9 protein-coding genes are annotated in these 11,526 nt (G+C 61.3%); 4 read left to right on the top strand and 5 right to left on the bottom strand.

The genetic code is table 11. From position 1 onward, the window contains the following. Positions 1-342: 342 nt before the first annotated feature. From DY251_RS20675 to DY251_RS20655, 5 genes are all read right to left on the bottom strand, one after another. Complete coding sequence (locus tag DY251_RS20675) at positions 343-5,445, bottom strand: DEAD/DEAH box helicase family protein (protein WP_116625803.1); 5,103 nt, start codon at positions 5,443-5,445, stop codon at positions 343-345. Positions 5,446-5,528: 83 nt separating this feature from the next. Further along, positions 5,529-5,927 carry a DUF3085 domain-containing protein gene (locus tag DY251_RS20670; RefSeq protein ID WP_116625802.1) on the bottom strand — a complete coding sequence of 133 codons (399 nt, stop codon included), beginning with the start codon at positions 5,925-5,927 and terminating at the stop codon, positions 5,529-5,531. Between the two features lie 10 nt (positions 5,928-5,937). Continuing rightward, positions 5,938-6,543 carry a DUF1419 domain-containing protein gene (locus DY251_RS20665; RefSeq protein WP_116625806.1) on the bottom strand — a complete coding sequence of 202 codons (606 nt, stop codon included), beginning with the start codon at positions 6,541-6,543 and terminating at the stop codon, positions 5,938-5,940. Between the two features lie 258 nt (positions 6,544-6,801). Next, positions 6,802-7,701, bottom strand: coding sequence for a DUF3991 and toprim domain-containing protein (locus DY251_RS20660; RefSeq protein WP_116625801.1), 900 nt, complete (start codon positions 7,699-7,701; stop codon positions 6,802-6,804). A 214-nt stretch (positions 7,702-7,915) separates the two neighbouring features. Next, on the bottom strand, positions 7,916-8,104 hold the full coding sequence (locus tag DY251_RS20655) for a hypothetical protein (protein WP_116625800.1): 189 nt from the start codon (positions 8,102-8,104) through the stop codon (positions 7,916-7,918). A gap of 361 nt (positions 8,105-8,465) precedes the next feature. Between DY251_RS20655 and DY251_RS20650 the strand changes: the two genes are divergently transcribed. The 4 genes from DY251_RS20650 to DY251_RS20630 all read left to right on the top strand — a co-directional run bounded on the left by DY251_RS20650 (position 8,466) and on the right by DY251_RS20630 (position 11,476). Next, positions 8,466-8,936 carry a Ros/MucR family transcriptional regulator gene (locus DY251_RS20650; protein WP_116625799.1) on the top strand — a complete coding sequence of 157 codons (471 nt, stop codon included), beginning with the start codon at positions 8,466-8,468 and terminating at the stop codon, positions 8,934-8,936. 95 nt (positions 8,937-9,031) lie between these two features. After that, positions 9,032-9,370, top strand: a complete 339-nt coding sequence (locus DY251_RS20640; protein WP_147307493.1) for a hypothetical protein — start codon at positions 9,032-9,034, stop codon at positions 9,368-9,370. 144 nt (positions 9,371-9,514) lie between these two features. Continuing rightward, positions 9,515-11,002, top strand: coding sequence for a multicopper oxidase family protein (locus DY251_RS20635; protein WP_116625805.1), 1,488 nt, complete (start codon positions 9,515-9,517; stop codon positions 11,000-11,002). A gap of 30 nt (positions 11,003-11,032) precedes the next feature. Next, positions 11,033-11,476: a DUF411 domain-containing protein gene (locus tag DY251_RS20630; RefSeq protein ID WP_116625796.1), complete on the top strand. Its 444-nt coding sequence runs from the start codon at positions 11,033-11,035 to the stop codon at positions 11,474-11,476. Positions 11,477-11,526 lie beyond the last annotated feature (50 nt).

The following is an 11,526-nucleotide window of genomic DNA, read 5'->3' as shown; positions in this document are numbered from 1 at the left end:
CTGTTTGTCCATCCTAACCGATGCCTACTTAGCACCGGCGGAGCGGGAGCCTTCCATCCCATCGATTTCGCACTGCTCTTGTTCTGACCCCTAAAACTTTGGACCTTGATCGCGTTTCAGGTCTCCACGGACAGCAAACCATTCCAATGGGAACGGCGCAGTCGTGTGCCGGTATGTCGGATGAGCCTCGATCTGCTGTAACTGCAACGGATACTGCTGACGTCCCCACAATTTCGGCTTCGCAAAACTCCCGATTTTTGCATCGGTTTTGCGTCCGATATTTGCGATGTCGCAGAATGATGATTTCTGTAACGCCTTTCAAGGCATGACCTATGCAGAATGTTACGCAGCCTGGACCGCTGAGCCGGCTGAACCTTCAACATCGGCTGCGAGTGCCGCCTCGACCTCATCAAGCTGCCGGCGCTTCTCTGCCAGCTCGCCGGCAAATGCGAACTCATCCCCACTCTCTCGCAACTGGTAGGAGGTGAGCCTGCGGCGCGCATCATCAAGACGTTGACGATAGCGTTCTCGATCCCCATCGAAACCGTCGAGCGCATGTTCGAGGCGAGAAATCGCTCCAAGCGGCGTGACCGTAACCGGAAGCTCAATCTCATGATCGGCACCGGTGCGCATCAGCGTGGTGGCATAGCGATAGCCGTCCATGCCAAAGCGCTCGCCGGAATATTCCAGATCGAACCCGCCAATCGACGCAATAAGACTTTCGCCCTCGTGCTGGAGTTGCACCAGGGTCAGGATCTCCTTCATGAGCGCCCGGCCCGCCGCTTTCCGGTCGGCATAGGATTTGACCGTGACCGTCATCGCGAAGGCATCGCCTGTGGTCGGAACACGGCGCTCGATATCCTGGCCCGTTTCGGCAATGCGCCGGGTCGAATAGTCGATATCGCGCTCGGCGTCCCGGATCTGCCGGCGGACGGCGTGCTGATCGTCGATATGGGCGGCGCGTAGTCGCTCCAGACGCGCGATATCGGCTTCCAGCCCTGCTTTCTGCATCAGGCGCTGATCACCCGATGCAATGGCCTTGGCCATGGCGAACTGGCTAGCCTGCCCTTCGCCCATATCTTCCAGTCGGCGGATCGAGGTGTCACCTGACAGGGCAGCGGCGATGAAGTGGGCCTTGCGCTCGTTGTTTTGCCACATGGTCGCATCGAGCGAACCTTCCGTGGCATAGGCAAAGACATCGACGACATCGTGCTGATTACCCTGGCGTACAATGCGGCCCTCCCGCTGTTCGATCTGGGAGGGCAGCCATGGTACGTCGAGATGATGCAAGGCTTTCAGGCGTAGTTGCGCATTGACGCCGGTACCCATGGTTTCTGAACTGCCGATCAGGAAGCGGACCTTGCCGGCACAGACATCGCCAAACAGCCGCTGTTTGGCTTGCGCTTTTTTAAAATCCTGCATGAAGACAATCTCGCTTGCCGGAACGCCCATGCGGATCAACTCGTCACGGATCCAGCGATAGGCCGAGAACCCGCGCGTCTTCTCGACACTGATGGTGCCGAGATCGGAAAAGATCATCTGCGCCGCACCCGGCAGCTCGAACGGCTTGCCGTCGGAGCGCACATACATGTTCTCACCCGTCTCTTGCCAGATACGGAAGGCGTTCGAGATGAGATCATTGAGCTTGTTGTCGGGCTCATTGTCGTTATCTGGATCGACCAGGCGAAGATCAATCGCTGCATGCCGACCATCGGTGATGACCGAGAGCAGGATGTCGTCACCAGGCTCCGGCGGGCGGTCGCGCTCTTCAATGGCCTTGATGCGCGCATCCAGCAGCAGCTGGTAACGCTTGAACGCCTGCGTCGGCTTGGAGGTGAGGATCTGGCGCTTGCCAGTCGAGATCGCTGGCACCTTGACGTATTGGCGCAAATCCTCCGGCAACACGACATCTGCAAACGAGCGGAACATCGCGATCAGCTCGGGAACATTGACGAAACTGGCGAAGCGCGAGACCGGCTTGTATTTGCCAGAGGGTTGCAGCTCCAGTTCGGTTGTGGTGTCGCCAAAGGTGGACGCCCAGGCATCAAACTCGTGCAACCCACGCTCCATCAGCGCGGCATGGTCCATGAGACGTTGCACGGTAAACATTTCACCGAGCGTGTTGGTGATCGGCGTGCCCGAAGCGAGCACGAGCGCCCGGCCCGGGTTCTTGGTCTCAACGAAGCGGGATTTTACATAAAGGTCCCAGGCCCGCTGCGATCCGTTCGGGTCGACGCCTTTCAGTGTGCTCATATTGGTGGCGAAGGAGAGCTTCCTAAACTCCTGCGCCTCGTCGACAATGATCTGGTCGATGCCGATTTCGGCAATGGTGAGCAGATCGTCCTTGCGGGTGGATAGCGCTTCCAACCGCTCCTGCAGGCCCTCCTTCAACCGCTCGAGCCGTTTACGCGACACCCGGTCTTCACTCTCGACCTTGGTCAGCAAAGTCTCATAGAGATCGAGCTCATCGTGGATCATCTGCTGTTCGAAGCTGGACGGAATGCCGATGAAGCGGAAGGCTGAATGCGTGATGATGATTGCATCCCAGGTGGCCGTTGCGGCCCGCGACAGGAAGCGGGCACGCTTATCCTTGGTAAAGTTCGTCTCGTCGGCAACGAGGATGCGAGCATTTGGATAGAGCGCCAGGAATTCGCGGGCGGCCTGCGCCAGGCAATGGCTGGGCACGACCAGCATCGCCTTGGCGATCAGGCCGAGCCGTCGTTGCTCCATGACGGCTGCGGCCATGGTCATCGTTTTGCCGGCGCCGACGGCGTGCGCGAGATAGGTCGAGCCAGCCGAGATGATGCGCCAGATGCCGCGCTTCTGGTGGCCATAAAGAGAGAAGGCGCCTGAGGCGCCTGGAAGCTGCAGATGGTCCCCGTTGAATTTTCGCGGGGCGATATTGTTGAAGCGGTCATTATAGACTCGCGCCAGCCGGTCGGTCCGGTCGGGATCGGACCAGATCCAGTTCTGGAACGCGGTCTTGATTTTTTGCAGCTTTTCTTTCGCCGCCTCGGTGTCGACGACATTGAGCACGCGCTTTTCGCTGTCGCCATCTTTTACCGTGTCGAATATTTGCGGGATGCGGCTGTTGAGAGCATCCGCCAGCAACTCGCCGGCATGGCGGCGGTCCGTGCCCCATTCGGAGGTGCCGGCTGCAAGGTAGCCGAGCTGTCGCGCCTCCACGGTCCAGGACGCCAATTCCGGCATATGGTGGATCTTGATCTCGGCTCCCATCGTCTCCCGTACGAAGGTGACGACATCCGCAGCGGGGATCCACGGCGCGCCGAGCCGCGCGGTAATGTCGGAGGGCCGAAGATCGGCAGGCTGCACCTTGACCAAAGCGCGGACATTGCGCTCATAGGCAGGGTCAAGCGCCGCGGCGGACTCTGCTATCGCCAGCTTGTCGCGGACATGCCCGGACAAATAGGCGTCTGTCGTCCGCCAGGAACCATCGGCCGGATCGCGAAAGATGGCGCTGCCTAGTTCGGCGGCAACGTCGTCGGGATCACGGTGCAGCAATTCGGCGATATGATCGAGATCGACATGCCCACGCTCGTTGAGGATGACGGCGAGCGCATCGGCAGCGCTTGTGATTACCGGCGATGCCGGCGGCGCAATCACCCGTTCAGTGAAGATCGGACCGGGCCTGGCGGTGTCGTTTTCGAGATCGTAATCCTCGATCGACGCGACCAGCCAGCAATCCGGATCATCGACAAAGGGCTGGAGATTCGGCTGACGGTGGCTTTCACGAACGCCGCCAGTCTCGGGGTCTTCGGTGATGGAAACGACCGTGGCGTTGATCGGCCCGAAATCACGCACAAAACTCGACCAGGCAATGCGCAGCTTGACCTGTAGATCCTTCCACGGCCGGTCGAATTCCTGGGCCTTCAGCACCGCACGCACGGCATCGCGCACGGGGATCAGTTTTTGGATGATCCGAACGTGTTTTTCCGGAATGCCGTCGCCGCCGCGGCCCTTGCGGACCTTGATGACGACGGGCTCACCGTCGATGACCTGCATAAGGCCTTTGGCGGTATCGACGAAGAAGCTGCCCTCACGCACATACGAACTGCTGGGCAGATCGACGGAGACCTGACCTTCCGTTGCATCCCGTTCGGGCCCGATCTGCGTGGGTTCGCCGTCGTAAACGGCTTCCGGAAGAAGATGGATGGCGGCTGAAAGCGCTGCGTCCAGATTCTTGTCCTTTCGAGGAAGGCAGGTGTAGGCCTCGCCGAAAGCTCGGCAAGTCAGTGCATGCGTGCCGAGCACAAAATCCGGATGACGAGCAAACCATCGGTTGATGCGGATGGCGCCCTCATCTTCGGTCGCCGGCCTGACCTCGTCGATATCGAGCCAGGACTGGTCACCCTCCGGCTCGCCCACCTTGCGCTTGCGCAGGAACAACAGATCGACCACCACATCGGTACCGGCGTCGGCGCGGAAACTGCCCTCCGGCAGGCGGATTGCCGCGATCAGATCGGCGGATTTGGCGATATGTTCCCGGGCGGTACAATCCGCCTTGTCCATGGTGCCGGAGCTGGTGACGAAGGCCGCGAGCGCCCCGGGCTTCAGGAGATCGACCGAGCGGGCGATGAAATAGTCGTGCAGCCGCAGACCCAGCGACCGATACTTCGGGTCGGAGCGGACGGTCCTGTCAGAAAATGGCGGATTGCCGATCGCAAGATCGAAACTCGACGGTAGGTTTGTGCGGGCAAAATCTCCGGTGACAATGCGCGCCTGCGGCTGCAACAGTCGGGCGATGCGCGCCGTGACCGGATCAAGTTCGACGCCGGTAACGTGGCTACAATCGCGCAGTGCCTCCGGCATCAGCGCCGGAAACAGCCCGTTTCCGATGCCTGGCTCCAGCACCCTGCCGCCGCGCCAGCCGAGACGCTGGAGACCCGACCAGATCGCCCGGATGATGAACTCCGGCGTGAAATGGGCATATTGGGTGCAGCGGGCGAGCGAGGCATAGTCGATTTCGCCGACGGCATCCTCCAGCTGCGAGCCGATCTCGGCCCAGCCGTTGCGGAATTCCCCTTCTCCGGGGCGGCGAAACACCCCGTTGGCGAGATCGGACGCGCCGAAGCCGGTGAATCGGATCAGGCGCTCCTGCTCCTCGCGAGTTGCCGGCCGCTCATCCGCCTCGATCTCGGCGGCGAGCCGGATCGCCGCGATATTGTCACGCGCACGCTCCTTCCAGCCGCGCGCCAGACCACGATCATCGGCGAGATAGAAATTCGAGCCGCGCGTTTGGTACAGGGGCGATGGCGGCCGTACGACGGCCGCGATCGGCATCACCGGTGATGGTGACGTTGGATCAGGATCATCGTCGCCATCGTACTCGAAACTATTTCCGAAGGCTGTGACACCTAGACCGTAGCCTGAGGAAAGCGCGGTATTGCCGAAAAGATCGATGGTGAAAGGGTCGTCATGAGACATGGGAAAATTCCTTGGATTCAGGGCAAGCATGATTGCGCCGACGGCGTCGTCGACCGCGTGGACGGGCTGGCGGAGTGGAAAAATTAACGGGTGATCAGGGACAGCGAGACTTGGCGCTCGGAGAGTTGCACGTTCAGATGCGTGCAGCGGAAATTCCGGTCAAACAGCGGGATCAGCTGCTCGGCATCGATGAATTCGATGCCGTCGTCACCGCCGAAATGACGGCGCTTGTAGTCATGCCAATCGGGATTGCCGTTCGGGTGGCACTGTTCGGAATAGAGGACCAGAGGCCGGTCACCATCGGCAAGCTTGCCGTTCGACATGAGGTAGACCCCCTGGTCTCCAACCAGCCAAACGCCAGGAACCTCGCCCTCGCCAGGCCTGAGGCCGAAGTACGGATTGCGGAACCCGCCATTGTTGGCGGCGTCGATCGTGCCACGCTCGATGATGTTGCGAACGGCAAGGATGGGAAACGTGAACATCGCCCTTCCCTCACGCCGCAACAACTTCCGGAAGATCGCGCAGATGCACCGGCAGCTTTGCCGCGATCTCGAGATCATTGAGCTGATCGAGAAGTTTTATCGTGGTGTCTCGACCCCGGCAGTAGACGAGGATGGTACGCTTACCCTGCTGATCTCTCGGCCAGGTCTTGCCCGCATAGCCGCGAAAGTCGTCATGTGTGCTCGACCAGATGTGTTCGAGCCGTTCCTCATGCGTCATCGCACGGACCGGCCAGGATTCCCGCTCGATGATGGCATCACGCATCTTGATCGGAGAACAAGGAAGATTCAGGTCGCAATAGGCATGGAAATATCGAACCCTGCCGTCAATGCGCAGCGCATAGAAGACGCTGGTGACGCTGTCGGTGAGAAATTCGCGCAGCGCGAACATTTCGCCTCGCATCCACAGTGGCGGCAAGATATCCAGCATGGTGTCGTGTTCTACGCGGCCGACCTCGAACCATTCCCCGGCATAAAGAGCGCCAGCCTCGGCTTCAAAGCGATCCGGCCTTTGGGCATGACGGTCGAACAGACGAAACATCTGCTGGCGGCTGGCGACGCCCTGGTAGATTTTGCGGATTGGCGAAACGGGGTTCATGATCTGGCTCCTTGTGGCCTTGTCGGGCCGGAGCGCGGTCATCCCTCTTGGGACTCACAATCATCGTCAGGCCTTCATGACCCCTCCCCCAAGGCCGCCTCTCCGCCCGGGCGGGTCAAGGGCCGGCAAAGCCGGGCGAAGCTTCACCCTTGACGCGGCCGATGGACATGCGGCAGCCGGGTTTCATTTTTTCTCCTCTGGATTCCTGATCTGTATCTTCTCCTCTCCCCTGATTGGGCACGCGAGATGACCCTGCTGTCAGGCAGACGCCGCATTCTGCAGCATCGCGTTCCAGTCTTCAGCAGCCGGCTTCAACCGCTCGAAGTCGCAGGCGATTTCGCCGGCAAGCTCACGCAGGCGCGCGACAAAGACCTCGCCCTGTGGATTGGCATCGGTGGCCGCAACAAGGCGTGCGTCCGGCTGCTCACCCAACGCCTGAAGGGCGGCTTCCGCCGCTGGCGACCAGCCGCCGCCGGTGCTGGTATAGAGCGTGTCGCGCCGGGACTTCTCGATTGCCGCCAGGCTCATGGCGTCGATGGCCGCTTCGGTGACGCAGATGCGGCTGGCTCGTTGTGAGCCGAGCCGGAATAGCAATTTCCCGCCGCCATTCGCAAAGCCGCGCCATTGCGCTCCACGTTCCTCCCAGCCGGTGACGAAACCTGTCGCATTGGTATGGGCTGCCCACATGCTGCCGTAGGGCCCTTCCTTCAAAACATTCTGGGCGATTGCCGTTCGGATAACCTGCTCCGGGATACGGCGCTCGTCGCGCAGATACCGCCAGGTGGCCGATCCACGCCAAGGCTTGCGCCGCGCTTCCCAGCGCCCCGGAATGGATAGGTCGGCTTCCGCAGCACGGGACTGTCGCTTCCATTCAGGCTCGTTTGGCTCAAAACCAACCAGGGACGCGACCTGCACGAAGGCTTCCAGGAAGTCGCAGCCATCCAGATGCCGAACCAGCGAATAGACATCGCCCTTGGCATCCGACTGCGGATCGAACCAGCCCTTGCCATCGTGGATGACAATGATGATGTCATCACACCGGCGATACTTCACGGCCTTGCGCGTACTCTCCTTGAGATCAACAGCAAAGCCCGCCGTCTCCAGCACCGCTGCGCAACTGACCTGGCTGCGTAGCTCTTCAATATCCGCCTTTTCCATTGTTCTCTCCGCCGCCTTGCGCCGGACCTTTCATACTTCTCAAAACCGATCTCCTCCGCATAATTTGCGGAATATTCCGCGAAAGCCGCGAACAGCAAAGCCGGCAAGGGCGCGGCTGACAACTGCAAATATGCGGGCAGCATCTCTTCAGCCGCGGCGCAGCCTCCCTTGCCGGCTGCCGCCTGATTGCGGCACGCCGGACGGAAAAGCCGGTTCATTGAACCGGCTGGGCTCCAATGTAGGGATCGTAGAGGTAGAGGGCGTTGACCTCATCGCCATCGAGGTTGTCTTCAGGAAGAACGCCGTACTCGTCGTTTTCGGATTTGAAGAGGATGACCGGCGTCATCAGGGTGCGGGCAAGGTTCCAAGCGTGGTTCTGGGCGAGGCTGAGATCGTGTGACATTGCTGTGGCTCCCGTACTTGGCGGGGACCATTCCCCGCTCGACAGGCGCCCGTTGGGTCCAGGCCAGACCGCCGTCACCGGGATGGCGAAGCCATGAGCGGCGGCACGCTATGCGTAGTCCGACCCCTTGGGGTTGATCGGATCGGTTAGGACTGGAACTAGGGAATTAAGCCGATAAGAGCGGGGAAATGGTTCTCGCTACAGGAGCCACATCGCACGATCGGACTGCTGCCACTTCAGCGACAAGCATCCGCATCCTATTGCCGTACGGTCTGCCGAATTTTGCAGACGAGTGTTCTTGCTGTAACCACGTGGCGAACCGCCTGAGCTACCTTGAATGAAATCTTACCTGGATAGAGCGATGACCGACGAACCTACCGTTGCGGAACAAGATTTGATCGAGCTGACCGCCGATATCGTGGCGGCCTATGTCAGCAATAACCCTGTTCCGGTTTCTGATCTTCCCGGCCTTATCGCAGACACCCATGCGGCGTTATGTGGATTGGGATCCCTAACCAGCACCGTGGCCGAGGAAAAGCTCGCGCCTGCAGTTTCAATTCGGAAGTCGGTGACGCCGGATTTCCTGGTCTGCCTCGAGGACGGCAAGAAGTTCAAATCGCTCAAGCGCCATCTGGCGACGCACCACAACCTGACGCCAGACGAATACCGCCAGAAGTGGAACCTGCCATCCGACTATCCGATGGTGGCGCCGAGCTACTCGGCAGCAAGATCGGCGCTAGCGAAAACGATGGGGCTTGGGCGCAAGCCCGCGTCTGTGAAGAAGGCGGCGAAGCCCGCGCAACGCAAGAAACTCGGATTGAAGCTCAGCTAGACACCCCTTCTTTGTCACCTTACCGAAAATCCCGGGTCCTGACCCTGATCTCGTCGATCTGGACAAGCGCTAGAAAGAAGATTACCACCAAGGCCATGCGCAACCTCGCCCGCATGCTCGTAATCGTGTTGCTCACAGTATTCGCTGCGGGCACGGTGGCGAATGCGGCCGGCGCGACCAGCATGTCCCTGAAAATGTCGGCCATCGCCATGGCCGACGGAGCCATGGGAGATTGCCAGGATTGCCCGTCCGACACCGGCAACAGCCTTGCCTGTGACCAGGCATGCGTGGTTCCGCTGATCGCGATCGCACCGGTCGCCGGGATTAATCTTCCTGCTGCCCAAATCGACGTCGCCGTTTCTCCGGTGAAAGAATCCGCCGGTCGCACCGGGCCGCCGCAACCCTATCCTCCCCGAACCATCATCCTGAGCTGACGCCGCCGGACAAGCGTCCGGCTTGCGGCAGCATGTGTCATGGTCGGCCTCAACGCCGCTCATGATCGCCAGTCATGCATGAACGCGCGCACCGCCTGCGCCGCCGCCATGCGATCCGACGAGCAACTTCAGGATGACCGTACCATGTCGAAATTCCGCCTGCCGACGCTGACGCGTCGCGCCTTCCTTGCCTCATCCGCCGCGGCTGCGGCCGGGGCAATGATGCCCTTGCATTCCCCCTCACCCGCCCAGGCCGCGCCGCTGCGCGAGGTCACGCTGCGCGCGGCCCCGGGCCGTGTCCGTCTGCTGCCGGCAGCCGATGCGGAAACACCCGCCTGGTCCTACAATGGCAGCGTTCCCGGCCCCGAAATCCGCGTGAAACAGGGCGAGCGTCTGCGGATCACGGTCGAAAACGGCCTCGCCGAGGAAACCACCGTCCACTGGCATGGCGTGCGGGTTCCCAACGCCATGGACGGCGTGCCGTACCTGACGCAGCCTCCGATCGATGCCGGCAAGAGTTTCGTCTATGAATACGACGCGGTCGATGCCGGGACCTTTTGGTACCATCCGCATCAGCGCAGCTTCGAGCAGGTCGGGCGCGGTCTTTATGGCCCGCTGATCATCGAGGAGCCGGAGCCGATCCGGGTCGATCGCGACGTGACCTGGGTGCTTGGCGACTGGCGGCTGACAAAATCGGCCGAGATCAGCGACGACTTCGGCAACATGCACGATGCCATGCATGGCGGCCGCATTGGCAACACCGTCACCATCAACGGCCACGTTCCCGATGCATTCGCGGTACGCAGGGGCGAGCGCATCCGGCTGCGGCTGATCAATGCCGCCAATGCGCGCATCTTCGGGCTCGACTTTGCGGACCACAAGCCGATCATCGCTGCGCTCGACGGGCAACCGGTCGAACCCCATGCGCCGGATGGCGGGCTTGTCGTGCTCGGCCCGGCCATGCGCGCCGACGTCATCCTCGACATGACGGCCGCCAGCGGAAGCCGCGTTTCCGTGACCGACCGCTTTTATGAGGGGCTGGAGTATCGCCTGGTCGATCTCGCCTATGCCGATACGCCACTCAGGGACAAGATGCCCGACTGGCCTGTCGTCCTGCCGCCAAACCCCTTGCGGGAACCGGACATGACCGCGGCAATCCGGCATGAGGTCACCTTCAACGGCGGCATGATGGGCACCATGGTGATGCAGGAGATGGGCGGCAGCATGGGCAAGGGTTCCTCCGGCGGGATGGGCGGCGGCATGATGGGCAATATGGGCATGATGATGGACATGATGCACACGGGCGGCATCTGGTTCATCAACGGGGTCGCCGCCGAAGGCCATGTCATGAAGCCGATGCTGACGCTGGAGCGGGATCGTGCGCACGTCATCGCCATGACCAATGCGACGGCCTGGCACCACCCGATCCACCTGCACGGTCACTCGTTCCGGGTGCTCTCGCGCAACGGCCAGCCAACCCGCTACCGCGAATGGCAGGACACGGTACTGATGGCCCCGCGCGAAAAAGTCGAGATCGCCTTCGTCGCCGACAACCCCGGCGACTGGATGATCCACTGCCACATCCTCGAACACCAGGCCGCGGGCATGATGGGTGTCTTCCGTGTCGCCTGAAAATACCCTCACAGAAAAGGAGAACCGCCAATGCGCACCATGCTGAAACCTGTCGTTCTCGCCGCGCTGCTGATCGCTGCGGGCGCGGCCTATGCCGACGAGAGCAAGGACGTCACGCTCTACAAGTCGCCGCTATGCGGCTGCTGCGAGGGCTATGCCGACTATCTGCGGGACAACGGCTTCACCGTCACGGTCAAGCCGACGCACGATCTTGTCACCATGAGCCGCGAGGCTGGGATTCCCGACGACTTCCAGGGCTGCCATCTGTCGATGATCGACGGCTATGTCGTCAGCGGCCATGTGCCCGTCAACACGGTCAGGAAGCTCTTGAGCGAACGACCCGACATCAAGGGTGTGACGCTGCCCGGCATGCCTCTGGGATCACCCGGCATGAGCGGCGCGCAGGAAGCGCCGTTCGAGATGCTGGAGATCACCAAGTCCGGCACCGTGGGCGGGATTTACGCAAAGGAATAGAAGCCCCGCCGAGCGCGGGTTCCCGGCATGCGGGAGGTCCGCCGCGGCGC

Source organism: Mesorhizobium denitrificans, from assembly GCF_003403035.1.
In the GTDB taxonomy this organism is placed as follows: Bacteria; Pseudomonadota; Alphaproteobacteria; order Rhizobiales; family Rhizobiaceae; genus Mesorhizobium_G; species Mesorhizobium_G denitrificans.
Note: the sequence above shows the minus strand (reverse complement) of the source record. Positions and strands in the feature narration are given on the sequence as shown.